The following is a 25,052-nucleotide window of genomic DNA, read 5'->3' as shown; positions in this document are numbered from 1 at the left end:
TCAACCCCAACAGATATATGGAGGCACGATATGCAGAAGTTTTTCACGAAGTCCCTGGCCGCGACCGCTATCAGCGGTGGAATGATCCTTGGAGGCGCCGGCATGGCCAGCGCCGACACCACTGACACCAGTGTCGACGAGGTCACCACGCAGGTGGCCGACAACCAGGTCACCGACAGTGGCAACCTGTCGCTGGAGAACATCCTGGGTGACACGCTGGACATTGGTGATGTCGCCAGCGGCAACAACGTGCTGAACGGGATCGACACTGATGTGTCGGACAACCTCGACAGCAACCTCAGCGGTAACGACGCTGACCTAGACGCGAACCCTGACGTGGATGTGACCCCCGATGTTGATACCTCGGTTGACGGCTCCACGGACAACGGCGAGAACAACGAGGGTCTGCTAGGCGGACTGCTCTAGCCAAACCCCGCACCACAGCATGACGGCATGACAGTGTGGCATCCACCCCGGGCCCGGGGTGGGTGCCACACCCGTATCCGATGTCAATCCCCATCCGGTGGCTACTGCCGTTGAGGGGATATGGCGGTGCCCTCCATGACATCTTTCGCCGCTGCAGATAGACATCAAGTGGTGGTGATGCCGACGTACTTCGGGTCAGAAAGCACTAACGGACCATTTTCACATCACCATGGGGACAGCTTGCCGGTCTGGCTCGTCCTCCTATTTCTCCTGTCACGGGAAGCTGGGCTTGCGGCGTCCCCTGCTGACGACGGCTATGGCGATCGCGAGGGTGATGGCGAAGATGCTCAGAGCGGCTATGGCCACATCACGCGTGCTGGGGTATTGCCTGGCCGCTGTTGCATTGAGGGGCTGCTGAGCTGGGTCGGCGCTGCTGGTGGGAGAAGGAACCTGTTGCGAGTGCGACACAGTGAACGGGAACGGATTATCGAGGATCGGCCCTTGTCCGAGGCTTGAGTCGCGTCGGGCCACACCTGGCGGTATTGCCCGGAAATCTGCAGACTCGACGACATCCCCGCTCTCTGGTGGCGCGGGCGCCGGTGAAACAGATTCCGAAGACACTTCCGCATCAGGGGCGGTAGTGGCCTGATCCGTTGATGCAGGGTCTGTGGGCGTCGCGGAAGGGGTGGGGATTCCGTCGGCATCGGGGACTGGGCTTACCGGGGTGGGCTCACCAGGTGGCATTCCACCCGTAGGGTCCGGGGCAGGGGCTGGCAGCGGTGCAGGTGTGGACGGTGTCGGTGCCGGTGCTGGTGCTGGTGCTGGTAAAGGATCGCCCGGAACTGGTGGTTGTTCCGTCGGTCGCGGGTCGGCTGGTGGTGCCGGTGGTTCCACGGGTGCTAGTGGTGCAGGTTCCTCCGCTGTGACGCGTGCAGGAGGTGCGGGTTCACCGGGAACCTGCTGACCGACGATGACCAACGTAGTCGTCGCAGTCATCGCAGCGGGCCTGGTGCTGGCGGTTCCTGCAAGGGCTGATGCTGATCCGAGGAGGAGGCTTTGTGCCACGGCCAGGACTAGGAGCGGTGTGGACCATGCAGAGTGACCACGCATGGCTGAATACCTTCCGCTGTGTCGGCTGTATCGAATGTGTGAGCTGCGGCTGCAGCTCGCCTGCTAGTGGGTGCTATCTACTCTTTAGTTAGCTGACGAGTGTGGCGTAGACGACGTAGTTGTCGTCGAATTCGCCGGTATCGGGGTCGTACCCGTCGCAGGTGATAAGGCGTAGTTCGGATCCTGCAGTGTTGCCGTACACGGTTTGGGTGGGGAACTCGTTTTTGGGGTATTGCTCGCCGCGGTCAAAGGTGAACGTCGCGGTGCTGCCGTCTTCGCGCAGCACCTCGATCGTGTCGCCGGTGGTGAGGTCACGGAGGCCGGCGAAGATACCGGGCCCGCCATCGGTGGCGTTGACGTGTCCGAGGAGGACAGCGGGTCCGCGTTCCCCGGGGGTAGGTGACTGGTCGTACCAGCTCGCGGGTGCCCCGGGCCCGTCCGGGGGAACCTCCAGGGAGCCGTTGTCCCGCAACCCCGTACTCAGAAGCTCCGATTGGGCGCCAATCGAGGGGATGGAAAAGGACACGGGCGCTGACGCCGGCAGGACTGCCAGCTGCGCCGGTGCGGACGATGTTTCCGGAACCGGTGCGGTAGTCGCTGGTGGCGGTGTTGCCGCAGTTGAGGGGTCAGCTGCTGATGACTGTGTTGTCGTTGGTGCAACCGAAGTACCAGTACCAGTGGTGGGGGCGGCTGGGGTTGAACAGCCGGTGAGGAGTAACAGAGCGACCGCCGCAGACACCAGGTGGTGTTTGCGGCGGTCGCTGGGTGAGCTGATCATCAAATTTCTTTCCGTGGTCCGATCAGTTCCTACTGCTGGGATTACTAGGTGTTGCTGTTATCCGTCACGGGGCGGATGGGTTGGTGCTGGCTGGTTATGCGTTATTTGCTACGCGGCGGCGGACCATGTAGGTTCCGCCGGCTGCTGCTGCCAGGACCAGGCCGCCACCGAGGGCGATCATGCCGGTGTTGGACCCGGTTTCGGTGGCTACACCGGTGTCGGCGCCACCGTTAGGCATGGCACCCATCTGGGAAGCGACGAGTGTTCCACACAGTGCAGGCGATGTCGCGCCGAGGGGAAGTGAGGGCTCCAGGTCGCTGGGCGCGTTGAAGGCCTCGGCGGTACCGGTGACCGTGGCGGGGTCCAGGCCGTGGACGACGACGACGGCGGTGCCGGCTTCGAGGGATGCCTTCGTGGCGGCGTCGAGGGTGATCTCGCGCTCGATGGTGTAGCTGCCACCCTGGCCGCCGAGCTCGAGGTTCAGGCCCTCGGCGGGTGTGGTCGCACCGGAGGTGGTGAGCGTGGTCTGGATTCCGCCGTAGGACGCGGCTCCGTCGGTGGTGCTGAGGATCCCGTCGCCGTTGGCGTCATCGGCCACCGTGGGGCACTGGCCCTTGGCTCCGCCGTGGATGTGCTGGACGTGGGGGTACGGGGCGTCCATGAAGGTCTGGGCAAGACCGGAGACCTGCAGGTTGACCTGAGCCTTGTCACCCTTGACATCAACGGTGATCGTGCCGGAACCGGTGGTGCCACTGAGCTGACCCAGGGTCGAGGAGTACGTGGCATCTGCTGCCATTGCTGGGGAGCCTGCCATAGCGACGGCGCTGATGGCGAGGGCCGGGACGGCGAGAAGACGCATCTTCTTGTTCATGGAATTAATATCCTTCACTGTGCGATGAGAACGAGTCCGGATCCGGAGTCGCACTAACTGTGTTTCGGAGCACTACGTCGCACGGATGGCTGCCCCCAGGAACCAATACCTACCAGAATGACCTGGCGCGTCGTTGTGCCTTCCTCCTGCCTGCCCACCATAAGCATGTACAGGCCACAATAGAAAGCCTTCGTACCAAGTTATGAACGCCCGGCAGAACGAAGAAGACCATAAAGCGTAGGGCTTATGGCATTTTCCTAAGGTGCCTCTAAGGGTCGCTCAGATCGTGTGGCTGACTCGACTAACTCGATCCCGGTTGCGTGAGCTAGCTGACGTGGAAGACACCTCGGGGGTCGGCGGAAACGCTAGAGACTGTCGGAGGTGATGGTGTCGAACCCGTGCTTCAAGCCCCGCGGTCCATGTAGTGATCGGGTTCGAACACGGCAGTTACAAGCAGTTGTGTTCGTGCGAGTGGTTTACAGGTGTGGGCTGTACAGTCATGCTCATCTTCACGTGCGAATGAGGATTAATCCGGTCCGCCGGGTCCGAGCGTCGACGAGCATCACAGGGACCTTCACCCCAGATGTTTGCCGGCGCTCCTTCATTTTCACCATTAACTCCTAGAAAATGAGCTGCCAAACCAATCCCGAGACGCCGGTGTGACGAATTTCATATGTCGGAGTTCTGGTATCGGTGGCTCACACTTTGATTGGCCGCCAGTGTTGGTGCTTCCCTAGTCGCTCCGGCGGAGGGCTCGATCATGATCACCCGAGAAAAACTCCTCAGTAGCGCCATGGCCAGTGCTCTCATCAGCGGGGTTGGACTCGTAGCGGCAGGACCAGCAATGGCAGCTCCCATGACTGCCGTGACGGCATCTTCTGTGTCGGTTCCCACGATGACGATGGGGTCGATGACGATCACCATCACCGGTTTTCAGTACTCCGGGACCGGCACCATCTCCCCGGGCACACAGATCAGCGTCACCAACACCGACAGCGAAGTTCACACAGTTACGGCTAATAACGGGGCGTTCGACGTTACTGTTCCAGGCGGTGAGACCGTGACTTTCGCTGCGCCGACCGAAGGCGGCACCTACAGCTTCTTCTGCAAGTTCCACGGCAACATGAAAGGCTCCCTGACCGTCACCGCAGGAGCCGCAGCACCAACACCCGCGGCACCCGCGGCACCCATGACACCCGTAACACCGGCGCCTGCACCTGCACCTGCCTCACCCGGTACAAGCGGAATGAAAGGGATGGATCAGATGGGAGCAGTTCCCCGGGGAGGCGCCGATACCGGAGCCGAGCAGGCCACCAACGACTCGAATGCTTTGCTCCTTAGCGGTGGACTGGTTCTCGTCGCCTTAGCCGGCGGAACATACGTCGTACGCAGGCGCACTACCAGCTGGTAGGACCACGGTGCCGGTTCTACGCCTGCGGCGCGTGAGTCTCCTGTTCTTACGGGGTTGAATGCAGTCGAGTCCCAGCGTCGGACATGATTGTCCCCGGACGCTATTCCAGGACGCGTCGTGACACTGCAATCAGCTTGTTTTGCATCACAACCATGAATCCTTTGGAGGAACTAATGAAGACCACCACACACGCTCTGCCCGCACTGGTCCTTGCTGCTGTTGTAATGGGATCTGTTGCCTGCTCACCGACGACTGAGGCGCCTGCAGTTGAGACATCAACGGCTGAGACGCCGGCGGATGACACTGCTAGTTCCGCCGCTGCAGCCCCAACTACAGCCCCGAGTGCGGCCCCGACTGCGCAGACATCAGCTGGTGCTGGTATGTCGGAGTCCGCTGCGGCCGCGCCTGCCGAGGAGGCAGTGATTACGATCGCGGACTTCGAGTACCAGATGCCTGAAAGCATCGCCCCGGGTGCCGAGGTGACGGTCATCAATGAGGACGACGCTCCTCATACGGTCACCGCTAAGGGTGAGGGAGAGTTCAACGTCGAGGCAGGCCCAGGCGAAACCGTAACCTTCACAGCCCCTGAAAAAGCCGGGGAGTACGAAGTCATCTGCACCTACCACCCCCAAATGTCCGGGATGCTGGTCATCGGATGACCACGCGCGGAAGGCCTTCAAACCCCGGTAACACGGGTAGCAAGGGTGGCCGCGGAGCAGATTTGGTGGGCGGGCATGATCGCTCACATGCCGATGCGCGGGTGGGCCGTCACGCAAATACCGCTAACACCGCGGCTAGGCGCCCGGTGATGTTAGTCCTGCGGATCCTTATCGCGGTCGCACTGATTGTGAGTGCTGTCATCCATTTCCAGTTGGCTGCAGGGTTCCAGCAGGCAGCACCAACCGGTATAGGCGGCGGCAACATCTTCCGGATACAGGGCGCCGTCGCTGTCCTGGCTGCCCTGTATGTCCTGGTGAGAGGAACACGCCGGTCCTACCTGCTCGCCGCATTGGTGGCTTTGGCCTCCCTGGCAGCCGTCATCGCCTACCGGTATGTCCAGATCCCGACCCTCGGGCCCATACCGTCCATGTATGAGCCTGTCTGGTACACCACCAAAACCATCACAGCCGTCGCCGAAGCACTTGCCCTCGTCCTGGCCCTCATTGGGTACACCCTCCGCCGGAAATCGCACACCGGACCTCAATCGCATGTCGAACGCTGAGGCAAAAGCTTCTCACCGAACCAGGCACCAAACTAAGCGGACGAGAGCGGCTCAGGGGGACCGACGGAGTGACTGTGGTGTGCTCAGCTAGGAGCAGGACGTTCGGTCCACGGTGATGTTCAGCGGGTGTGCGACGGAGTACTCACGGGTCGGGGAGCTGAAATCAACCACCACGTTCTCGGCGGTGCCCCGGTCCACTGCTTCATCCAGGGCGACCTTCACGACGATGTCGATGTGTGCATCGGGTTCAAAAACAAATCCTTCGGCCGGCACTGGTTCCACCTCGAACGTGCTGGGCTCCTCATCAGTCTCCGTCTCGGTGGGGGAGGGGACCGCTTCGTGCTCGGCGTGAGGTGTTGATCCCGGTGCCGCACCGCGATTGCCGTGGCCTTCCTTATTGGCCGGTGTGACCTCCACCGACACGACACTCAGGCCCTCAGGGGATCCCAACCCGATCTCGGAAAAGGTGAAGGTTTCCAGTGTCGGGTTATGCAGGAGCAGTGTGTACTGCTGAAGACTTTTCTCCGGCTGCACCCCGCACAGCGTTGCCCCGTCTTTGGCGATACCCAACGGATCATCGCCCCACTCATCCCCTGCCGGCGCAGCACCAGCCGTGCTCTCTTCTTCAGGGGCGCCTGTCCCGGACCCAGCAGCAGCGGATCCAGGCGCGGATGCTGTGGACGGTCGGTCGCCGTTCACGTTCAGTGGGTTCTCATCAACCGCACCACACCCAGCGCTCACCAACGCAACCGCGATCACCGACAGAGCAAAACCGGTCCTACGTCGCTGTATCAAGCTCACAAAGCCTCCAATAAGTTGCGCATGGCGACCCGGGCTCACCAGATTCGGTCCCGCCTCGGATGTTATTCGTTCGTTACCAACGGTCCATCAGCTTGGTGCACTCATTGCGCCAGATACAAGCTCACCTGGAGCGACCCAATCAAAAGACAATCGCTCCGACGGATGGAACTTGGCCCTGTTCACCTTCTTGGCCACATATGCGCCGTGCATCGAGGCGCACCTAGCTACGCGCTACAAACGATGTCCCCGCCTATATACCGCGGGACGTTGTAACGAGTGATGGCAGTGTCTGTGGTTCCCGGTAGCGGCAAACCGACCTGTTCTCTTGGGCCCAAGAGTGCCTTCGCCTAAGCGAACGCATCCCGTTTGCCGATGCTGCTAGCTACTTAGACGAGTAGTGCGGCCCCGAGGTGTTCTGGGGCCGCACTGCTACCGGCGGTATACTTCCGGTCGATCCAGCTCAGTTATGCGTGCTTCGTGGCGGTGCGGTCGCGGTGGCGTGTGAGGAGTAGTGCCAGGGCGATCATGCCGATTCCCAGGAGCAGGTGCAGCCAGTTGTCGGCGTCGTTGAGGGGGACGAAGTTGCCGGCCGAGTTCTGGTCGATGACCAGGCCGTAGATCCACAGGACCAGGTAGATGATTCCCCCGTACAGCAGGTATGAGCGGGCGCCGCTGATGGTGCGCGACATGGCAATCCCGGCCGCCCCGAAGAGCAGGTGCACGATGTTGTGCAGGACGGACACCTGGAACAGGCCAAGAAGCAGTGCTCCGGATTCGTGGCCGGCGAAGCTGAGCTGGTCGTACTGGCTGGTGATGCCGGGGATGAAGCCGAGCAGGCCCACGAGAAGGAACACGGCTCCCACGGCGAGGGCTGCTTTCTGGACGTTCGTGCGGGTGCCCGCGCGGGGCGTATTAGCGGTAGTCATGATTGTTCTCCCAGTGAGATGTGCAAATGATTTCCCTGCATCGACCGATACTGAGGCCATCTGCAGGGCGACCTCGTAGTGAGGTGAGACCGATCCGACCATCAAATGATCCTGCTAAGAAACCATTCGGCGGCCGAGCACAGCTTAGTAAGCAGGCTTTCCCGCAAGATGCAGATGACTCGTGTCGCCATTCTCAACTTGTCCAGGTTGTTCAGTTAAAGCCAAACGCGTTACACATTCCTCACTCATAGTCTTCGAATCAGTATTGATGTCTGAAAATGTCACAGATCAGCACCACCTCTTGGGACAGGTCAGGGGCGGTGCTTCGCCTGGGAGTGGTGCAACTCGAGGTAGGCATCGAAGGGTTACCTGCGTCGAATCGGATTAGGTGCCGAAGATGTCGTTGAGGGTGACCGTGGTCAGTGCGCGGTCGGTGATGAGTTGTTGAAGTTGGGGGAAGACCCGTGTGACAGGGAGGTAGTTGAGGTGTCCGATCACGATGTGGGCGGGTAGGAACCATTGTTGTGCGAGGTCGAGGATTTCCTGGTCGGTGCGGAGACCTGAGTCGGCCAGCGATCCGTACCACATGATGGGGGAGGTGTAGCCGATCGAAGCGGCCGCCGCGTCGGTTCGTTGATCCCGGTATCCGTACGGGGGCCGGTAATAGGGCCGAGGGTCAATGCCGAACGCGGAGACGATGAAGTCATGATTTCGTTGCAGCTCGCCGATGATTCCCGCATCGCTGAGGCTGGTGAGGTCGGCATGGGACCAGGTGTGGTTGCCGAGCTGGACCTGACCGGAAGCTACCAGCGGTCTGAGCAGCTCAGCGTGCTCGAACCACCCAGGGTAGGAGCCGTTGAGAAAGAAGGTCAGCCGGGTACCTGTTGTGCGAGCGAATTCGCTGTAGAGCCGGATGACTTCGCTGTCCGATCCGTCGTCGACCGTCCACGCAAGAAGCTGTTCGGAGGTGGGTAGACCCGTGATGACACCAGCCGGTAGCGGCACTTTGGTCACAGCAGGCGCCACAGGCAATGGAGTTGCTGCTGGTGTCGTTGCAAGCGGTGACGGTGATGGTGAGGAGGAAACGGATGTCGGAACCGGTGAACCTGTGGGTGCTGCCGTCCGTAAAGCCTCGGCGGATATGCGGGCGGGCTGGGCGCAACCTGCCAAAGCAATGCCCATGCCGCCGGCGACTATCGCACTAATGAATGTTCGGCGCTCCAAACCAAGACCCTCCCCCCAAGATGACGCCCCGCCGGCACACGCCAAACCCGCGGCACGCCAATGAGAGTGACGAAGCGCCGCGGTGCGATGCAGGCAAGGATGAGACCCCGATCACCAGGACCGGCATTCGCAGCCTACAACGCCGCGCCCATAGCGCGGTCTTGTGTCTCGATCAACTATTGGCGCTGCCTGACCAGAGGCCGGTAAAGGGCCGTTTCACGAACCGCACTACAACCTGTCATCCACCGATCAAGCGCTGTGGAGGTAAGCACTGAGGTATCTCCCTGGTCGCTGGTCGCTTCACTCGCGCTGGCAGGATCTGGGTTGTCGGGCTTGCTGGTGGGATCGGTTGTCTGCAAAACGCGTCGTCACCGATGGCCCTGCTCGACGATCTCTACGTCATGTTCGCACTATCAATCATCATCATCACTGCGGCTATCAGCCACTACGCCCCACACTCCTCCCAACACTTCCCCCGTCAACGCGTCAACCGACTCGGATTCCGACCATAGAAGAAGCTGGTCTGTTGTGGCGGCTGACCCACAGGTGGACGGCTTTGAGCTCCACCCTTCGGGCTCCACCCGCCCACAGATGGATGACCCGCTGATAGATAGGGCGGGCACCCTCGGTGCTGCTACTGCCGATTCCTGCACCTATCACCAACTATTAGCCCTGGTGGCCTCAAACGTGTTGTATTCAGTACCGCAGCGTCAGGAGGCTGTGGACGCCTACCGCTCGCTCGAGGTGAGCTTCCCCGTGTCGGTGACGGTGGGGGGGGGGTGCGCTGCCGGGCACGTGATTCCTGCTGTCCATTTGTGTGCGGGACAAGCAGCGAAGCGTGGGGGAGCTTGTGCCGTGCATCAGTGGTCAGGAGGTGCACCAACCCAACCAACCCAACCAACTCAAGCGGCCGCAGCTTAAACCCTCCTGGATTAGCTCAGGGTCTTCGTGCTGTCCGACAGGGATGGCACGAATGATTCGTTGTGCTGAACTTTGTTCCTCTCACTGTCTGACAGCCGGGTTTAGTAGTGGGGACTCCGTGCTGAGCTGGTGTATCGGTGCTGCATTGTGACCCAGTAGGAACGTGTCCTCGGCCGCTCTGTAATCGACGGGTCGGACACTTAAGGCATGGCGCTCATGGGGATTGAAGCAGGACGAAAAGTGCAGTGGCTGAGGGACAATAAGTCGGCCCTGCCGTCGATGGCGGTGCTCCTCGCCGTGACAGCGTTGTGGGTTGTTGGAGCAGTAGGCGGTATCGGTTCCTGACCGACGCGAGTTCGCCCATGGCGATGCTGGTCGGACTCTACGTCATGCTCGCCGGCGTCGCCGTGTCGATCATCGTCGCCACGCTTGCGGTCAACGATCTTGTGAGCCGATACTCGCAGCCGCGCACCCGTCGCTAGTTCGCGGCGGTCACGAAGGCTGCTTACCGCCAACCGGAGGGGACCCTTCGCCGCTTCCGCGGTTCCCAACCATGCTGCAGAAGCTTTCGCCCGCGATGCATCCAAGTCGTTGCGCCTGGCAGTGCGCATCACTCGTCTGTCAGATCAGGCGGCGCACCTCACCTCGGTCCTGGAATCAAGGACCATTGGCTGTGACAGGTTGGAGTGGCCCGGTGTGACGGGGCCAAATCAACTTGACACGATCGAACCATCATCAATCTTGCCGCGGGCATCGTCATGGGGCAGAGCCGGTGCAGCCAGACAACGGCCATGAGTATCCTCAGGGCCGCCTCGAATAGCCGGACATGAAACTCCGCGATATCGCAGCAAACGTCGTATCAACCGTCAGCGACGAACCCCCAACCACGCACTTCGACTAACAATCCATCACCACATGATTTAAGCGACTCCAGGTGCGTGAGATAACTATCCTCAGGTGTCCGCGTACATCTCCGCCACGGCGAGAGCGAGCAGATCCTCATCCAGTACCGGCAAGGGCATCAGCCCGTGCAGGTACGCGTCGACCTCCACCTCGTCGATGTCGCCGCCGATAGTGAAGTAGTACACCCACAACCCATGGGTGCTGATGTGCCCCTGCCTCATCACATCGGTGATCAGGGCCCGCAAGGCCTCATCTGAGTCGTCGTGACTCATCGATGTACACCAACTTGTCCTCCTCGGGAAGTAGCTGGGTGACACCACAAGCCTAAGCAGGCCCTCCAGCACTTCGCAGGATAAAGATGCCCTTGCCCACAGCAGCCCTTACGAGATGAGAAGTCATCAATCTCTAATCGGGGCCGGGACTGTCCGATAAACGGTGTGTGGGGTCCGGCGTTTCATCAGTGAATGGTTTTCTCGAATCGTCCGGCGAAGGTGATCGCGAACGCGTTGAGGGCGGGTTTCCACCTGATCACCCAGCGTGCTCTGCCGCCGCCGGTCGGGTCAAGAGATCGGGTCACGAGGTAAAGGCACTTCAGGGCGGCGGCTTCGTTGGGAAAGTGGCCGCGGGCTCTGACGGCCCGGCGGTAGCGGGCGTTGATCGACTCAATCGCATTCGTCGTGCAGATCACCCGTCGGATCTCCACGTCGTATTCGAGGAAGGGTACGAATTCTGCCCAGGAGCTCGCCCAGAGCTTCACGATCGCCGGGTACCGTTCACCCCACTCCGCGGCGAACTCCGTGAACCGGTCCTTCGCCGCGGCCTCACTCGGAGCCGTATAGACGGGCTTGAGTGCCCGCACGATGCCGTCGCGGTGCTGGCGGCCGGCGTAACGGAAGCTGTTGCGGATCAAATGCACGATGCACTGCTGAACGACCGTGCGCTCCCAGGTCGTGTTGATCGCCTCGGGTAGCCCTTTCAGGTCATCACACACGGCGATGAGCATGTCCTGGACACCTCGGTTCTTCAGCTCGCTAAGACCTGTAGCCAGAACCTGGTGCCCTCGCCTCCGTCGCCGGCCCAGATGCCCAGAATCTCCCGCTCTCCGTTCGTGGTGACGCCCAGGACGACGAACTAAAACCGGTCAAACGATGAACTCCCGGTGAACCTGGTACGAATGTCGCCCGAAGAGACCCTGACCCGGCATGGCGCGGTCACCAGCTGCGCAAGCGCAGCTGGAACTCGTTCGCCGCGAAGCTCATCCATGCTAGGCGGGACTGATTTGAGATTGTAAGCAGACCTACTTTCAACTTGCGTAAGGGGGTGCGGAGCCGATGGGGGTGGCCGGTTATTGTTGGTCGGCATTCGGGCTGACCGGGGGTAGGCCGGTGTCGTCGCCCTTCCAGGTGCTGTCTACTTCGGTGATGACGCGAATCAGGGCCGCGCGGAGATCGGCTTCGTAGGCCTTGATGAAGGAGCCCGATGGGCCACGGGACGGAACGAAGGAATGTTCTGTTGGCACTGTCTGCGGTAAGCGTTCGAGGTTCAGCGCTGACGTGAGGGTGTCGAGCCCTTTGGTGGTGAGGTGCACGGTGAGGGCGCGCCGATCGGGGTGTCCGCGGACTCGTTTGATCAGGTCCTGTCCTTCGAGTTTGTCGAGGATTCTGCTTACGGTCTGGGCTCGCAGGTGAAGGGCCGCAGCTATCTTGTTTTGCGTCAAAGGGCCATGAGTTTGAAGGACCCTCAGGGTGCTGAGGTTTGCATGAGTGATGCCGAGCTGGCTGAGGTTCTGATTGAGCTCGTGTTCCCACAGGCGGCTCGCCGTGGTCAGTAATCTACTGGTCGACCAGTCACCGAGTTCCATCCTGCGTCCTCTTGCTCGCGTGCCTGACTAGCCTCCTATTTTTGCACCGACACAGGCAGTTCTAGTCAACCCTTTGAAGCCTGCCAGAGGCCCAATCGATTGAATGACTTCAGGAAGGGTGAGGCACTCGGGGCGGCAAGGGCCGCGGTGTCGCACATCGACGGTGGGTTGTCGCCCCAGGTGAAAGCGCGGACCGAAGCCCTCGCATGAGGTGTGTGCAGTCTTGAGGAGGCTGCTCCGGTTTGGTCCTAGGTGTCGTGTTCGGCGGGCATGTCGTCGGCTAGCGGCACGGACGTATTGGGCAGGGTTTGAGCGTTGAAGTCGATGATCTGCCAGCCGCGGTCGGGGTGTTCTTCCAGGACGGTCCAGGCGCAGTTGGCCATGCCGGCGAACATCTCGCGCATATGGGCCGGGGCGTCGAAGAAGGCCATCAACCCGTTGCGCAGGGCGGCCCCGTGCCCGACGAGCACGCCGGTGCCACCGCCGCGCAGGGTAAGGGCTGCCTCCATCATCACGGTCTTCATCCGCTGGTTCACTTCCGAGGGCAATTCGGCGCCAGGAACCCGGTAGTTCTCCTCGGTAAAGAACTTCTCGTAAACGTCCGGGTGCTGCTGCCGGAACTCGGCGAAGGTGGTGCCTTCCCGGATACCCACGTGGTATTCCCGCAGCCGCTTGTCCAACACAGGTTCCAGACCAGTCAGGCGGGCCAGCTCGGCGGCGGTATGCCGGGCGCGTTCCAGATCGCTGGACCAGATGAATCGGGGGCTGAAGGTAGCCAACAGCTTCGCGGCCTGCTGTGCCTGGTAGCGGCCCGTTGCATCGAGGGGAATATCCGCGTGGCCCTGTGCTTTCTCCAGCACGTTCCATTCAGTCTGGCCATGCCTCCACAACACCAGACGGGGACGTGACCCGCCGGCCTGTAACTGGTCCATCAATTCTCCTCATCACCGCTGGCTCCCCGAAGATTCCCGACTCCGATCAGGGCTCTGATCCAGGCCCGTGCTGTCCCTGTGCTGTCCTTTGTCGGGGCAGTCTCCGGTCCCGGAGCAACCGGTTTTTTGATCTATTCCCAAGGGGCTGCTGGAACCGTAGGCTTCGACCTGATCCTATCGATAGCCGGACCGGGGTCTACCGGCACGCTTGGCGAGGAGAAACCGGCATGCGGGCAGAGGTTCAGGATTGGTATTCGTCCCGAAGCTTTCAGGGGAGCGTGTTCGACCGGCAGGACCTCACGGCGCGCAAGCAAGGTCAACGGGTCAGCGTGGTGCTTCCGGCGAAGAACGAAGCAGCAACCATTGGAGCAATTGTCACCGCGTTGCGCACCGAGTTGATGGAAGAGGTGCCGTTGCTGGATGAGATCATCGTGATCGATTCGAACTCCACGGACGACACCTCGACGGTGGCGGCGGCCGCCGGAGCCACGATCGCGCACCAGGACCAGATCCTGCCGGACACCGGATGCATCCCTGGCAAGGGCGAAGCGTTGTGGAAGTCCCTGGCGGTCGCGTCGGGGGACATCATCGTGTTCATTGACGCGGACCTGCAGGGCTTCAATGCGCAGTTCGCGGTCGGTCTGCTCGGCCCGTTGCTGACCGACCCGCAGGTTCACTTCGTCAAGAGCTACTACGACCGCCCTCTCGATGACGGGGTCAAGGTCATGCCGGCCGGGGGTGGCCGTGTGACCGAACTCGTGGCGCGTCCCCTGCTGAATTTGTTCTGGCCTGAGCTGGCCGGGGTCGTCCAACCGCTGGCCGGAGAATACGCCGGCCGCCGCAGCCTGCTCGAATGCATACCGTTCGTCTCCGGCTACGGCGTGGAGATCGGCATGCTGATCGATGTGCTGGAAACGGTGGGTCTGGACGGTATGGCCCAGGTGGACCTTGGAGAGCGCCGCCACCGCAACTCGACCGATGGCGAGCTGGCCAGGATGGCGCTGCAGATCCAGCTCACCGTGCAGGCAAGACTTCACCGGCGCGGGCTTGCCCCGGCTGCCCCCCACACCGTGGAACTGACCCAGTTCCTACGCGACGGCGAAAACTACATCGGTGACACTACCGCCATCGGGGTGTCCGAACGCCCACCCATGCTGGAAGTCGGACACCACTGGTCGACCACGGGGGAGTGGGTCTGAGGATGCGGGTTCTGGTGAATGCCGGCCCGTGGCTGCCCGTCCCACCCTCCGGTTACGGTGGCATCGAAACGGTCATCGCCACGTTGATTCCCGAACTGCGCCGCGCCGGTGTTCATATAACGCTGGCCACCGTCGGCACCAGCACGATCGAAGCCGACGACTACCTGCATCCGCTGGCCGAGCCGCAGTTCACCTCGATCGCCCGGCCCTACAACCAGGTTTCAGGTATCGCGCACGCCCACATGCAGGGGATCGTTCAGGCCATCTACGACGGCGGCAGCTGGGATCTTGTCCACGATCACCTTGAAGTCGTGGGACCTGCAATCTTCGCCGCCATGGGTACGGCCGCCCCGCCGGTGCTGCAGACCCTGCATTGGGACCTGGCCAAGCATGCGACGTTCTATGAATCCTTCGACGGTCGTGGCCGTGTCCGGTTCGCCGCGGTATCGCAGTCCCAACTGGACCGCGCGCCACAGGCACTGCGGAACCAGGTTATCGGGGTCGTTCCGCTTGCGGCCCCGCCGGCACTGCAGGTCCAGGCGGACAAAGCAGACCACGCCCTGGTGCTGGCCCGCATCACCAGGGACAAGGGGCAGGACGCGGCCGTGCGGATCTGCCGGCAGGCGGGCATGCCGCTGGTGCTCGCCGGGCCGGTCGCCGGCATTGATGATCCTGCTGAGCTGGACCGCCGTCTTGCGGCCAGCGACGCCCAGCTGACGTCCCACCCCGGTGTCATCTACTTCCAGGACGAGGTTCGTCCACTGCTTGACGGGAACCTGTACCGGTGGATTGGGGGTGTCGGCGGCGAAACGAAAGAACGCGTTCTGCGTTCCGCCCGGGTACTACTGGCGCCCAATCGGTGGGCCGAGCCCGGGGCGACAGGTGTGGTGGAAGCCCTGTCACGGGGCGTTCCCGTCGTTGGGACACCGTTGGGAGTGTTGCCCTCGTTGGTGCAGCACTGCCGTACCGGGTTTCTTGCCGCCGGTGAACCGGAGCTGGCAGGGTTCCTGCAGAAACTGGACAGTATCCGTGCCGAGGACTGCGTCGAGGCGGCATCCGAGTGGACGCCGGAGGCGATGGCCGCCAGCTACCTGCGTTTATACGACCAGATCCTTCAGGAGAATCCGTGACCGTGAAAATAGCTCTTATTGGTGCCGGTTCCGTAGGGCAGCGCCATGCGCGCACCCTGCAGCAACTCGGCGTCCGGATCACCAGTGTCACCGACGCCCATCCGGGGGCGGCGGAAAAACTGGCCCGCGAACTGGACGCACGAGCCTTTCCGGACCCCGAGACAGCGCTGGACCTCGCGGATGCCGATGCCGCCTATATCTGCGTACCTCCCTTCGCGCACGGCTCGGGTGAACGCGCCGCGCTCTCCCGGGGGCTGCCCCTGTTCGTGGAGAAGCCGGTCGGCCTCGGCCGGGAAGTCGCAGAAGAAATCGGAGTGCTCGTCGAGGGTGCCGGTGTAGTCACCGGCACCGGTTACCACTGGCGCTGCATGGACACCATGGAACACGCGCGCGACCTGCTGGCGGAAGCCCCTGCCCTGTTGGCAAACGGCTACTGGCTCGACAAACGCCCCCCGGTCCCATGGTGGGGCCGGGTAGACCGCTCCGGGGGCCAGGTGGTGGAACAGCTGACCCATGTTCTGGACGCTGCCCGGTTCCTCCTCGGCGAAGTCGTCGAGGTATACGCCGCCGGCGTCCGGAGCGCGCCGGACACCGACACGCAGACAGCAGGCAGGGCCGGCCAGGAGCCCGATGACGTCGACGACGCCACGGCCGCCACGATGCGCTTCGCCTCCGGGGCAGTAGCCACGCTGGCTGCGACATCCGTGCTGGCCGCCAAGCACCGGGCCGCTCTCCATACCGTGAGCCGTGGCCTATACCTCGAGATATCCGAAGCCGGCCTCAGCAGCTTCGACGGCACGTCCCGAACCGATCTGGAAAACGCGGAGGATCCACGGATAACGGTGGACCGGGAATTCATCCAAGCCGTCCAAGGTGAGCGGGAAGCCACACGCACCCCCTATGCCGAGGCGCTGCGCAGTCACCGTCTCGGCTGCGCCATCGCCGAATCGGCCCGCACCGGACTGCCGGTGAAACTGCCCCAAGAGCAATCCGCACCCCATGGAGCAATAACGTGAGGCGCCGCCGCAACATCATCATCCCAACAGCTGGAGCCCTGGAAATCGTCGAGGAGCAGTTGCCCGACGTCCCCGAGGGCGGACTGCTGCTCGAAACCCTCGTCACAGGCCTGTCCGCGGGCACGGAACTTGCCTTCGTCAAAGGAGACCACCCGGGGCTGCGGTCGAACCTGGATCCGGACCTAGGCCTCTTCGTACCGCACTCCGCCAGCACGGCTTACCCGATCCGGCGGCTCGGCTACATGGAAGTCGCCCGGGTAGCACAATCGCGAACTGCCGCCTTCTCAGAAGGAGATGTCCTCGCCTGCGCCTACGGGCATGCCACCATGCACATAGCGGATCCGCTCAACGAGCACTTGGTGCTACTGAGCCAGGACCTCGATCCGCTGCTGGGCGTCTTCGTCGCCCATCTCGGGCCGATCTGCGCCAACGGTCTACTGCACGCAGCAGCGGAGGCAACAGGAGGCATGGTCCGCAGTCTTGCCGACGGCGTGGACGGACGACAGGTGCTGGTCACCGGAGCCGGTCCCATCGGGCTTCTCACCGCCCTCTTCGCCCGGTCCCTCGGCGCACGCGAGGTCGCCGTCGCAGACTCCGACCCGCAACGCCGCCGATTAGCGGAAGAACTGGGCTTCCTCGCCCTGGACCTGGAAGCTGATCCCGGCAGACTCCTGAAAACACGGTGGCGCCATGGCCCGGCAGACCGGGGCGCGGACGTCGTCTTCCAATGCCGTGGACGCCCCGAAGCACTCCACGCCGCACTCCGTGCCGCCCGCCCTCAGGGAAGCATCATCGATCTGGCCTTCTACACCAGCGGAGCGGACGCCGTGCGCCTCGGTGAAGAGTTTCATCACAACGGGCTGAGCCTGCGTTGCGCACAGATCGGACGGGTTCCCCGCGGTTTGGCGGGGCAGTGGGACCGTGCCCGGCTCTCCGCAGAAACCATCAAGCTACTGCGCTCCCACGGCGATGTGATCCGCAAACACCTGGTCACCGACGTCGTACCCTACGACGACGCACCGCGGCTGATGCGCGAAGTTTCCCAACGCCAACGGCATGTCCTGACCGCTGTTTTCGCTGTAGCCCCCGCATACCTCTAAGCACGTATCAGCCTGTAAGCACGTTCAGCTTGCGTGATTCCGCATGGAACTCCCTCAGCGCGACGCAACGCTCGCGGTAGTGACTGCTGACCCCGCCAACTAACCTTCAGAAGGCCCGCCATTTCGACGGAAACGCACGTACTCACTTACTGATCAACGTGTTTATGGGCGGTCACCCTTGGGAGGCCAGATGTCTCTGAATCCGCCGGACTCAGGATCAACGACATACTGCAGCCAGTGCCCGTCTAACCGTTAGGAGGACATGCGTTAGCCGAGCTCGCGAGTAATCGAGCTGTGGAGTCGCACTCCGACTTAGTCTTAGACTCCGACGATGCTGAGCCAGCCCGCCAGGGCGAGGAGGGTGATGATCAGCACGGGGATCGTCAGGACGATGCCCACGCGGAAGTACTGGCCCCAGCCGATGTGTATGCCTTTGCGATCCAGGAAGTACAGCCAGAGGAGGGTCGCGAGGCCTCCGACGGGCGTGATCTTGGGGCCGAGGTCGGAGCCGATGACGTCGGCGTACCGGATCCGCGATCAGTTTCCATCATTACCGTGGGCAGGAGGCGCAATGGTGAGGAACCTGGCAGGAGAAGTAGCAGCGGTGCGTTGACCGGTTGAAATCACCACCGATTGTGCACCTATGTTCTAGTACCCACCGGTCGTGTATGAGCCTGCGTGAAGACGGCGGGCTTCTCCGAGGTTGGTTGGCTGGGGGTGGGGCAGTAGTCGGCGGTTCGTTGCTTGATGTCCGGCGCCAGCTGCCGCTTAGACATCATGGCGCGTTCAGCTTGCCCCGTCCGCAGCGTTCGTACCTTTGTACCTTCGGAAAAGGAGGGCGTCCTGTTTTCCCGCTCTCGCCAGCTTCCGCAGGCGCCATGCGGCGGCAAGTGAGGCCGATAGCTGAGCCACCAGCCACAGCGCTGATACTCCGGGGAGCGCATAGCTTTGAGCCAGGAAAGAGGCTGGCACTACTGCAATAAGAGCCCCTAAACCTGCAATCGTTGTCGCTTCGGCCAGCAGCCCGGACGCGCGGCAAACCCCATAATAGATTTGCGTAACGCAGGCCAGGATCAGGCCCGGAATCAGTATCGGCAGCAGGATCCAGTGGCTGACGTACTGCGCTCCGAGCACCTGCAAGACAACGGGGCCCACTACCAACAGCACGGTCCCGGCAGTGAAGGTCAGCATCAGACTGAACCTCAGCGCCTGTTTCACCAATAACTGATCAGGGCCCGAAGTTAACTGATCAGGGCCCGAAGTAACCAGTTTTGTCTGGAGCGAGTAGCCCGCTGATTGTGGTACGAAAAACACGGCCGTTGCGAGCATCCATACGACGTACCAAGCTGCGGCAGAGGAGACGCTCAGGCTCGCGGCGACAATCAGGGGCAAGAGGTAGCCCGGTGCCCGGTCGGCGACTATTAGGGGGTAATTTCTTAGTCCCAAGCGCAACAGCTCCAGGACTCCCTGGAGCCTCACGCCCTCCTTCCATTGGGGACTGAGGCCACCCTGGGACAGCTGACGCATACCCAGCACGACACTTGCCGCAGCTCCGGCTGCGACGGCACCGATAACTGCGATCACACTCCGATATCCACCGGCAAGGCAGACACATAGAACAGCTAGTTGGGTAAGACCCTGCAGCAGGCTGCGCATCAAAACCAGGTCCGCGCGGGAGATTGCGACATTGATGTGGTCAAGCTGATACGCGGAGCTGGCGAAGAAGACTGCCACCAGGAACGCCACCACGACCACGGGCCTGTCCCAGGCTTGCCCAACCCCGCGCCCAAGAGCGCGGGTAACGACGAGCAGTGCGCAAGCGGTGACGATTGATGCGGGTCCTACGATTAGCAGGCCTGCTCCTATCAGCACCCGGTGCCGGTCCTCGTGAGCCGGCAACAGGGTGAGCGTAGCCGGGCCGATGCCCAGCATCCCGACCTGAACCGCCAGCAAAGCCGCCGCCACTACGGCGGCACCAAGCCCGAGCTGCTCCGAATCCAGAAGCAGGGCTGCTAGAAGCCAGAATGAAAAGCCCAATGTCATGGGCGCAATCCTGGCTGCCGACAACCACACAGTATTTCCGCCAAGAGAAAGACCCTTACCGGACGGGCCTACTAGATCCCGGAGCATGGTTGCGTAGGTATAGAGCAGAAACCCGGCCCAGTACGGCCGTAGCGTGGAACACTCACCAGGGACAAACCTGCGCCCCGTACCGCCGCCAGCAACGGGGAAGCAACCAGCCACCCAATACGGCGCGGATGCCGTCGGACGATCAAGCCCGGGTCAGCACCGTCGTGGTGCCATTGGTTCTTGGTGAAGGCAAAATCGTCTCCGAAACGGTGCCGGACAAGAGTTGTGGGGCAAACACTCAGCCGGCGTCCGGTCTGCTGGAGCCCTATCCAAAGTCCCATGTCTTGTCCTTACGCTGCTCATCCACGACCACGATGTCGCTCCACAGAGTTCCGGCAACGCCGACTGTATTATCTGTAGATCGACCGTCCACAAGGACTACCTCATCAAAATAGAGAGGCATGCGGCGGAGGACCCACGGGATGTTCCGTACTTCATCGAATTCGGCGACTGAATGGCCATGAAAAAATGACTCACCAACTTGCTTTATTGCATGAACAGAACGTCAGCCCGAGACACCCACCCGAGCGCTCACCGGCGCTCCTATACTGATGGTTAAATCCTTGGCCAGTAATTCAGCAACCCAACTTTTGTCGTACCCGAACAGTAAGTGGCAGGGCCGGGCAAAGCATGAGTAAGAGATACTCGTTTCACTCATGCGCCTACCTAGATAAGAGCCCCTCCGCCCTTTTGGAGAACGTGGGCGACATCTCGATCGGGAGCTACTTGGCTGCCAGCGGGTCTCGCTCGGGCGCCCGCGGAAACGATGTAGGCGCCCTCATTACGGAATTGCTTGCCACTTCGAGAGCACGCCCTACCAATAATTTGGACACCCTAGGTTTGTGGCGCTGATTCAAGCTTTCGAGTCACTTTTTGTTCAATTAACCGACGCGCGTCGCGATGCAGTCGAGGCCGCCATCAAATTTGCACTTACGCCGCCGGCCACGCCCGAGAACCGGCGCACCTAAGCCGGTTGTCCGCTGGAACGCCTTTCGCCGGCATGAGCGAGGAGGACCGTCCATATGGATGCTGTCGAGATTGATTCCCGTAAGACCCGTCCAAAAACCCGATGATGGTGCACTAACTAGGACAGGCTTCGACGGTCTCGGACATCTTGGTTGCCCCGAACCGGAGTGGCACATACGAACGTATTTGCTACATCTTCGTTTGCTGCCGTCCAACCAGCGCGAGGGGTTCGAAATTAGTAGCGATACTCAGTGCCAGAATCTATGTATCCCTTCTGCGCTCGAGCGACGAGTTCCGCTACATTTAAGGGCGTGGACACCTTCTGGGTTACGCGCGAGTGTCAACGACCGATCAAGACGCCGCGCTGCAGGTCGACGCGCTGAACACTGCCGGCTGTTATCGGGTGTTCGTTGACACGATCTCAGGGTCGCTTGATCAGAGGCCGGAGCTCACCAAGCTGCTGGATCAGCTGCGACCGGGGGACACCCTCGTCGTGTGGCGGCTCGATCGGCTTGGCCGCTCCATTCGGCATCTCATCGACCAGCTCGCAGGGCTGCAGGACAAGGGCATCGGGTTCAAGTCCTTGCAGGAAACCATCGATACGACCTCGCCTGGTGGGCGCTTGGTCTTCCACGTCTTCGCCGCTCTCGCCGAGTTCGAACGGGACCTTGTGAGGGAACGAACTAACGCCGGCCTCGCGGCTGCCCGGGCTCGAGGTCGCACCGGTGGACGGCCGCCGCGACTCAGTTCTCAGCAGGCCACCGCGGCTAGGTGAATGTACGAGCAGCAGGACATGACCGTCGAACAGATCGGACAGGTCCTCGGCGTCAGCAGAACCATCATCTACCGGACACTGCGGCGTGAACAGGCGACCCCGACGAAAGGGCGCAGGCCGAAAGTGCAACCACCAGTGGGCGAAGTCGCTGCTCTTACGCCACAGGAAGCAGCCTCACCGCTCATTGATCCATCGCTCGACGCACGGCTCTAAGGAGGCCTCGATGATCAGACTCATCCGCTGGTTGCTCACCTCGAGCATCCGGTACAGCTACCGGTTCGTCCGCGCCATCCTCCGGCTGCCGCTGCTGCTGCTGCCCATCCCGCCGAGGGTCCGGAACCAGATCGCCGGCGCCCTAGTGATCGCGCTCTAGTTCTTCCTGCTGCTCGTTCCGGTCGCCGTCTCTGACAGCCCGTGGTGGGCCGAGTAGCTAGTCATTGGCGCGGCCGCTCTGGTCATTGTCGGCGTGGTGCGGATGGAGGGTCGCCGGCCGATCGTCCGTCGGCCAGCGCGGGCCCGATGACGTCCTGGTGGAGGTAATCAGCGATGAGACAGCGCAGGGGAGAGGCTGACCGGTTCTGGGAGAAAGTCGTCAAGGGCCCGCGGCCGCATGACTGCTGGATCTGGACCGGCGCCATCGCCGACGACGGGTACGGGCGGTTCTGGGTTACCAGGGACGGCGAGCAACGCACCCTGCGGCCGCAACGCCACGCCTACGAACACCTCACCGGAGAGACCCTGCACCCCGGCAACCCTCTCATGCACGTCTGCGACGTGCCCTTGTGTGTCCACGCCAGTGAGCTGCGGTGACGCTTGTACCGGTGGTGGCGTAGCGGTAAGTGGTGAGCGTGGAAGCGCCGCTCAGGGTGCCGCCGACGACGCCCATGTGAGATGAGCGTGTAGTCGCCTTCCGTCATGCCCGTGGGCAGTGGTACGGACAGGGTGGTTACGGAGGCGGTCGATTCGGTGATACCACCCGCAAACATGGTGACGCTCACGATTTGCCTCCTTTCAGATATGGGATTGTGGGGGCCACCTTTCGGCAGCCCCCACAGTTAGTTGGACTACTGGCGGGAACCGCTATCGGTTCCTGTGCCACCATGTACGCCTACGAACTGCCATGTGTACGAGCCGTTATCGTTCAGGCTCATACGCAGGTGACCCCACGTATCGCTGAAACGCTTCTGGACGTACGCCGGGCTGGACGTGAACGCCCTCAGGCCGATACCGCCCGTGGATACCTGAAACTGCTGCATCCCATCGGTGGTGCACTGGTCAGCGTTGTTGACCGGGCACGTGCGCTCGTAGTTGTGCTGGCTACCCGAGAGCAGGACCTTCACCCTGTTCTTGTGGAACACGTCGATCCAAGGCTTGGCCTCAGTGGAGCGGCTGTGTGAGGACGTGTTCGACGTGAAGTACGGGTCGTGGTAAACGACTGCCAGATGCTTCCCCTGAGCCTTGGCGGCTGCAAGGTTGGCGTCAATCTCGGCTGTCATCGCCTGAGCACGTGTGGCGTTGTAGCGCCACGCTCCGGTGGGGGCGAACAGAATGTGCCAGTTGCCCTTGTCTACGGAATACCACTCGTGAGCGGCCTGAAAACCTGCCGCCGTGCCTGAGCCCTTAGCGTTCGTGCGGGTCGGGTCAGTGCTGGTGGCCGACTTGGCGGTGCTTCCACACGCACCGTCCATCCACTTGTCGAACTCGGCGTTACGTCCGGGCTCGTGGTCGTGGTTCGGTCCGGCCGTCCACAGGGTCTTCGCCTTTACGGGACCCCATCCTGCGGCTTCCCACTTGGCGAACGTGTCACCCGTGTAGCTGCTGTTCGTGCAGTTGCCGACGCTGTACTGGAAGTCACCGATACCGATGAAGTTGTCGAGCGTCCCATCGGCCAGTCCCGCCTTGATGCTGCTGGCGTTCTTGCCCGAAGCTGAGGTCGTCGATGTGTTGCCTGACGGATTCATGTCACCCACGGCGGCGAAGTCGAACGACCCTCCTGTCGAAGGAGGCGGCGTCGGGGTAGGCGTCGGAGTCGGCGTCGGAGTCGGAGTCGGAGCCGGCTGCGTGATGGTTGCGGGGTGGTGGACGCGGACCCAATCGACCCGCATTTCACCTGCACCGTTAGCGGTGCTGTTCGGGAACCAGTCAAGCTGCAGAGTCTGGTGCATCGGGCCGGGAGGCTGATGGCCGGGCGTGTTGTCCTCGAACCACTTCACACCATCCACGTATCCGACGATCCCGGCTGGGGACCAATCGACCGCGTAGTTGTGGAACTGGCTCACATCCAGGGCCTTCGACCCTGAGGTCTGCCGGTTGTCGCACGAGTAGTGGTGGAAGAACTTGATGACGTTCCAGTCGCCGGTTGTCTCAGCGAAATCAACCTCACCGTCGCACGGCCAGTTCCCACTGTCAGGCCAGAGGATGCTGACCATGTGATACTCGTCGTCGCCTGAGCCTGCGGCCCTGACTTCCCAACGCCCGTACATCTGGTTGGCGAACTTCGCGCTCATCCCGGCTGTCGTACCATCCGGGGTGCCAGTCAGGACTGCCTTCGTCCTGTCAACGGTGACCTGCGCTGGGCGGCGGAGCCCGTTACCTGCGTGACCAGCCGAGTTGTAGACACTCCACTTAGCGGCGTCAGGCGCTCCTGTGTAGTTGAACTCGTCCCCAGCTACCACAGGACCCCAGTTCTGGGTGGAAGCAGCTGTCGTACCATCACCCGTTACGGGAGGAGGAGGCGTTGTCGGGGTGGTCCCGGTCGGCTCTGTGGTGATGACGAGCTTCGGGCGGCGAGCGGGGTCAGCGGACTCGTCGGACTTGAACCCGATCCACTTCTGGGCACCCGATTCGAGCTTGAAGTTGTTCGCCCCAGCCACCGTAGCGGCTGTCACGTCCCACTCCACCCAGGAGCTACCTGCGAAGCCACCCGTTTTGCCCAGCCACGTCCCACGGGCGGGTGCGTTGTTCCACGTAACACCCGTCTCGGTCCAGTCGCCGGTCGTCTTGTACACGTCAACGAACTCAGTGGCTGTTGCGCTCGCCTCCGAGTAGGCCCGGAGCTTGGCGGATACGATCCGCTCTCCTGCCGGTACGACCACATCGAACTTGAGGAGGGCGTTGCGCCGCATGGAGTTGCGGCCCTCTGTGCTCCAACGGACGCTGTTGCCGTAGTTCGTGGTCGGGAAATCAGCCTGAACGTACGTGTCCGCTACCGGAGCGATGGAGACTGGTGCGCTTACCGCTGCACGAGTCCCTTCAAATGTTGGTGCTGAGCACCCTGTGGCAACCAATGCCGACAGGGCGACCACGGTCAATAACTTCCTCATGGAGAGGACCGACCAAGTAGAGCGCTT

Annotated in this window: 26 protein-coding genes and 1 pseudogene; 15 read left to right on the top strand and 12 right to left on the bottom strand. The window is 62.0% G+C overall.

The genetic code is table 11. The annotated features are described in order from the left end of the window. Window positions 1-30 precede the first annotated feature (30 nt). Both D6T63_RS07735 and D6T63_RS19190 read left to right on the top strand, forming a co-directional pair. Window positions 31-426, top strand: a complete 396-nt coding sequence (locus D6T63_RS07735) for a hypothetical protein (RefSeq protein WP_120148405.1) — start codon at window positions 31-33, stop codon at window positions 424-426. A 779-nt stretch (window positions 427-1,205) separates the two neighbouring features. Next, on the top strand, window positions 1,206-1,352 hold the full coding sequence (locus D6T63_RS19190) for a hypothetical protein (RefSeq protein WP_182976922.1): 147 nt from the start codon (window positions 1,206-1,208) through the stop codon (window positions 1,350-1,352). A 272-nt stretch (window positions 1,353-1,624) separates the two neighbouring features. On the opposite strand, the gene D6T63_RS19750 is transcribed toward D6T63_RS19190, so the two are convergent. Further along, on the bottom strand, window positions 1,625-2,080 hold the full coding sequence (locus D6T63_RS19750) for a class F sortase (RefSeq protein WP_268878015.1): 456 nt from the start codon (window positions 2,078-2,080) through the stop codon (window positions 1,625-1,627). Between the two features lie 328 nt (window positions 2,081-2,408). Beyond that, window positions 2,409-3,185: a CHRD domain-containing protein gene (locus D6T63_RS07725; protein ID WP_120148403.1), complete on the bottom strand. Its 777-nt coding sequence runs from the start codon at window positions 3,183-3,185 to the stop codon at window positions 2,409-2,411. Window positions 3,186-3,945: 760 nt separating this feature from the next. Between D6T63_RS07725 and D6T63_RS19515 the strand changes: the two genes are divergently transcribed. The 3 genes from D6T63_RS19515 to D6T63_RS07710 all read left to right on the top strand — a co-directional run bounded on the left by D6T63_RS19515 (window position 3,946) and on the right by D6T63_RS07710 (window position 5,818). After that, the gene (locus tag D6T63_RS19515) at window positions 3,946-4,596 is read left to right on the top strand and encodes a cupredoxin domain-containing protein (protein ID WP_220725896.1); all 651 of its coding nucleotides are present in this window, start codon (window positions 3,946-3,948) and stop codon (window positions 4,594-4,596) included. 83 nt (window positions 4,597-4,679) lie between these two features. Continuing rightward, window positions 4,680-5,255, top strand: coding sequence for a cupredoxin domain-containing protein (locus D6T63_RS20090; protein ID WP_120148402.1), 576 nt, complete (start codon window positions 4,680-4,682; stop codon window positions 5,253-5,255). 149 nt (window positions 5,256-5,404) lie between these two features. Next, complete coding sequence (locus tag D6T63_RS07710; protein ID WP_120148401.1) at window positions 5,405-5,818, top strand: hypothetical protein; 414 nt, start codon at window positions 5,405-5,407, stop codon at window positions 5,816-5,818. Between the two features lie 87 nt (window positions 5,819-5,905). On the opposite strand, the gene D6T63_RS18890 is transcribed toward D6T63_RS07710, so the two are convergent. The 3 genes from D6T63_RS18890 to D6T63_RS07695 form a co-directional block, all read right to left on the bottom strand. Beyond that, on the bottom strand, window positions 5,906-6,658 hold the full coding sequence (locus D6T63_RS18890) for a hypothetical protein (RefSeq protein ID WP_147394317.1): 753 nt from the start codon (window positions 6,656-6,658) through the stop codon (window positions 5,906-5,908). A 425-nt stretch (window positions 6,659-7,083) separates the two neighbouring features. Further along, window positions 7,084-7,545 (bottom strand): DUF4383 domain-containing protein, encoded by a 462-nt coding sequence (locus tag D6T63_RS07700; RefSeq protein ID WP_120148484.1) that lies wholly within the window; start codon window positions 7,543-7,545, stop codon window positions 7,084-7,086. Window positions 7,546-7,929: 384 nt separating this feature from the next. Further along, window positions 7,930-8,559 (bottom strand): polysaccharide deacetylase family protein, encoded by a 630-nt coding sequence (locus D6T63_RS07695; protein WP_220725894.1) that lies wholly within the window; start codon window positions 8,557-8,559, stop codon window positions 7,930-7,932. A gap of 1,347 nt (window positions 8,560-9,906) precedes the next feature. Between D6T63_RS07695 and D6T63_RS20010 the strand changes: the two genes are divergently transcribed. Both D6T63_RS20010 and D6T63_RS20085 read left to right on the top strand, forming a co-directional pair. Next, complete coding sequence (locus D6T63_RS20010) at window positions 9,907-10,035, top strand: hypothetical protein (protein WP_268878011.1); 129 nt, start codon at window positions 9,907-9,909, stop codon at window positions 10,033-10,035. Between the two features lie 413 nt (window positions 10,036-10,448). Beyond that, the gene (locus D6T63_RS20085) at window positions 10,449-10,520 is read left to right on the top strand and encodes a hypothetical protein (protein ID WP_328588664.1); all 72 of its coding nucleotides are present in this window, start codon (window positions 10,449-10,451) and stop codon (window positions 10,518-10,520) included. Window positions 10,521-10,643: 123 nt separating this feature from the next. Here the strand turns inward: D6T63_RS20085 and D6T63_RS07690 are convergent, their stop codons facing one another. From D6T63_RS07690 to D6T63_RS07675, 4 genes and pseudogenes are all read right to left on the bottom strand, one after another. Continuing rightward, a complete protein-coding gene (locus D6T63_RS07690) occupies window positions 10,644-10,865 on the bottom strand; it encodes a hypothetical protein (protein WP_120148398.1) in 222 nt (73 codons plus the stop codon). A gap of 185 nt (window positions 10,866-11,050) precedes the next feature. Next, window positions 11,051-11,724 (bottom strand): annotated as a pseudogene (locus tag D6T63_RS07685) (IS256 family transposase); the annotation flags it as partial. A gap of 214 nt (window positions 11,725-11,938) precedes the next feature. Beyond that, window positions 11,939-12,454, bottom strand: a complete 516-nt coding sequence (locus D6T63_RS07680) for a MarR family winged helix-turn-helix transcriptional regulator (RefSeq protein WP_120148397.1) — start codon at window positions 12,452-12,454, stop codon at window positions 11,939-11,941. A 248-nt stretch (window positions 12,455-12,702) separates the two neighbouring features. After that, on the bottom strand, window positions 12,703-13,386 hold the full coding sequence (locus D6T63_RS07675) for a histidine phosphatase family protein (RefSeq protein ID WP_120148396.1): 684 nt from the start codon (window positions 13,384-13,386) through the stop codon (window positions 12,703-12,705). A gap of 227 nt (window positions 13,387-13,613) precedes the next feature. On the opposite strand from D6T63_RS07675, the gene D6T63_RS07670 reads away from it, so the two are divergent. The 4 genes from D6T63_RS07670 to D6T63_RS07655 are packed head-to-tail and all read left to right on the top strand — an operon-like array spanning window position 13,614 to window position 17,831. Continuing rightward, complete coding sequence (locus D6T63_RS07670) at window positions 13,614-14,585, top strand: glucosyl-3-phosphoglycerate synthase (protein ID WP_120148395.1); 972 nt, start codon at window positions 13,614-13,616, stop codon at window positions 14,583-14,585. Between the two features lie 14 nt (window positions 14,586-14,599). Next, window positions 14,600-15,715 carry a glycosyltransferase gene (locus D6T63_RS07665; RefSeq protein WP_235830611.1) on the top strand — a complete coding sequence of 372 codons (1,116 nt, stop codon included), beginning with the start codon at window positions 14,600-14,602 and terminating at the stop codon, window positions 15,713-15,715. Continuing rightward, window positions 15,712-16,731 (top strand): Gfo/Idh/MocA family protein, encoded by a 1,020-nt coding sequence (locus tag D6T63_RS07660; protein ID WP_220725893.1) that lies wholly within the window; start codon window positions 15,712-15,714, stop codon window positions 16,729-16,731. Before D6T63_RS07665 ends, D6T63_RS07660 begins: the two co-directional genes overlap by 4 nt. After that, window positions 16,728-17,831: a zinc-dependent alcohol dehydrogenase gene (locus D6T63_RS07655; RefSeq protein WP_120148394.1), complete on the top strand. Its 1,104-nt coding sequence runs from the start codon at window positions 16,728-16,730 to the stop codon at window positions 17,829-17,831. The genes D6T63_RS07660 and D6T63_RS07655 overlap by 4 nt, the downstream gene beginning before the upstream one ends. Before the next feature lie 318 nt (window positions 17,832-18,149). Here D6T63_RS07655 and D6T63_RS20210 read toward each other — a convergent pair whose 3' ends face one another. Further along, on the bottom strand, window positions 18,150-18,362 hold the full coding sequence (locus tag D6T63_RS20210; RefSeq protein ID WP_220725903.1) for an ArsB/NhaD family transporter: 213 nt from the start codon (window positions 18,360-18,362) through the stop codon (window positions 18,150-18,152). Between the two features lie 255 nt (window positions 18,363-18,617). Next, window positions 18,618-19,874 (bottom strand): hypothetical protein, encoded by a 1,257-nt coding sequence (locus D6T63_RS07645; RefSeq protein ID WP_120148393.1) that lies wholly within the window; start codon window positions 19,872-19,874, stop codon window positions 18,618-18,620. 1,375 nt (window positions 19,875-21,249) lie between these two features. Here D6T63_RS07645 and D6T63_RS07635 point away from each other — a divergent pair. From D6T63_RS07635 to D6T63_RS07630, 4 genes are all read left to right on the top strand, one after another. After that, complete coding sequence (locus tag D6T63_RS07635; protein WP_220725902.1) at window positions 21,250-21,702, top strand: recombinase family protein; 453 nt, start codon at window positions 21,250-21,252, stop codon at window positions 21,700-21,702. Then, entirely contained in the window at window positions 21,703-21,915 is a 213-nt protein-coding gene (locus tag D6T63_RS20205) for a hypothetical protein (RefSeq protein ID WP_220725892.1), read from the top strand. It begins immediately after the preceding gene. Between the two features lie 10 nt (window positions 21,916-21,925). Further along, window positions 21,926-22,075 (top strand): hypothetical protein, encoded by a 150-nt coding sequence (locus D6T63_RS19180; RefSeq protein WP_182976919.1) that lies wholly within the window; start codon window positions 21,926-21,928, stop codon window positions 22,073-22,075. Between the two features lie 173 nt (window positions 22,076-22,248). Further along, a complete protein-coding gene (locus D6T63_RS07630) occupies window positions 22,249-22,512 on the top strand; it encodes a hypothetical protein (protein WP_120148392.1) in 264 nt (87 codons plus the stop codon). 254 nt (window positions 22,513-22,766) lie between these two features. Here D6T63_RS07630 and D6T63_RS07625 read toward each other — a convergent pair whose 3' ends face one another. Then, window positions 22,767-25,025, bottom strand: a complete 2,259-nt coding sequence (locus tag D6T63_RS07625; RefSeq protein WP_120148391.1) for a DNRLRE domain-containing protein — start codon at window positions 25,023-25,025, stop codon at window positions 22,767-22,769. Window positions 25,026-25,052: the final 27 nt, after the last annotated feature.

The sequence above is a fragment of the Arthrobacter cheniae genome, assembly GCF_003602275.1.
GTDB lineage: Bacteria > Actinomycetota > Actinomycetes > Actinomycetales > Micrococcaceae > Arthrobacter_D > Arthrobacter_D cheniae.
The sequence above is the reverse complement of the archived record's forward strand: the minus strand, read 5'-3'. Positions and strand labels throughout refer to the sequence as shown.

What these genes read in the sequence shown, in the direction of transcription:
- D6T63_RS07735 (WP_120148405.1), top strand. Translation starts at nt 31, where the DNA reads ATGCAGAAGTTTTTCACGAAGTCCCTGGCCGCGACCGCTATCAGCGGT.
- D6T63_RS07725 (WP_120148403.1), bottom strand. Translation starts at nt 3,185, where the DNA reads ATGAACAAGAAGATGCGTCTTCTCGCCGTCCCGGCCCTCGCCATCAGC.
- D6T63_RS19515 (WP_220725896.1), top strand. Translation starts at nt 3,946, where the DNA reads ATGATCACCCGAGAAAAACTCCTCAGTAGCGCCATGGCCAGTGCTCTC.
- D6T63_RS20090 (WP_120148402.1), top strand. Translation starts at nt 4,680, where the DNA reads ATGATTGTCCCCGGACGCTATTCCAGGACGCGTCGTGACACTGCAATC.
- D6T63_RS07710 (WP_120148401.1), top strand. Translation starts at nt 5,405, where the DNA reads ATGTTAGTCCTGCGGATCCTTATCGCGGTCGCACTGATTGTGAGTGCT.
- D6T63_RS07700 (WP_120148484.1), bottom strand. Translation starts at nt 7,545, where the DNA reads ATGACTACCGCTAATACGCCCCGCGCGGGCACCCGCACGAACGTCCAG.
- D6T63_RS20010 (WP_268878011.1), top strand. Translation starts at nt 9,907, where the DNA reads ATGGGGATTGAAGCAGGACGAAAAGTGCAGTGGCTGAGGGACAATAAG.
- D6T63_RS07690 (WP_120148398.1), bottom strand. Translation starts at nt 10,865, where the DNA reads ATGAGTCACGACGACTCAGATGAGGCCTTGCGGGCCCTGATCACCGAT.
- D6T63_RS07680 (WP_120148397.1), bottom strand. Translation starts at nt 12,454, where the DNA reads ATGGAACTCGGTGACTGGTCGACCAGTAGATTACTGACCACGGCGAGC.
- D6T63_RS07675 (WP_120148396.1), bottom strand. Translation starts at nt 13,386, where the DNA reads ATGGACCAGTTACAGGCCGGCGGGTCACGTCCCCGTCTGGTGTTGTGG.
- D6T63_RS07670 (WP_120148395.1), top strand. Translation starts at nt 13,614, where the DNA reads ATGCGGGCAGAGGTTCAGGATTGGTATTCGTCCCGAAGCTTTCAGGGG.
- D6T63_RS07645 (WP_120148393.1), bottom strand. Translation starts at nt 19,874, where the DNA reads ATGACATTGGGCTTTTCATTCTGGCTTCTAGCAGCCCTGCTTCTGGAT.
- D6T63_RS20205 (WP_220725892.1), top strand. Translation starts at nt 21,703, where the DNA reads ATGTACGAGCAGCAGGACATGACCGTCGAACAGATCGGACAGGTCCTC.
- D6T63_RS19180 (WP_182976919.1), top strand. Translation starts at nt 21,926, where the DNA reads ATGATCAGACTCATCCGCTGGTTGCTCACCTCGAGCATCCGGTACAGC.
- D6T63_RS07630 (WP_120148392.1), top strand. Translation starts at nt 22,249, where the DNA reads ATGAGACAGCGCAGGGGAGAGGCTGACCGGTTCTGGGAGAAAGTCGTC.
- D6T63_RS07625 (WP_120148391.1), bottom strand. Translation starts at nt 25,025, where the DNA reads ATGAGGAAGTTATTGACCGTGGTCGCCCTGTCGGCATTGGTTGCCACA.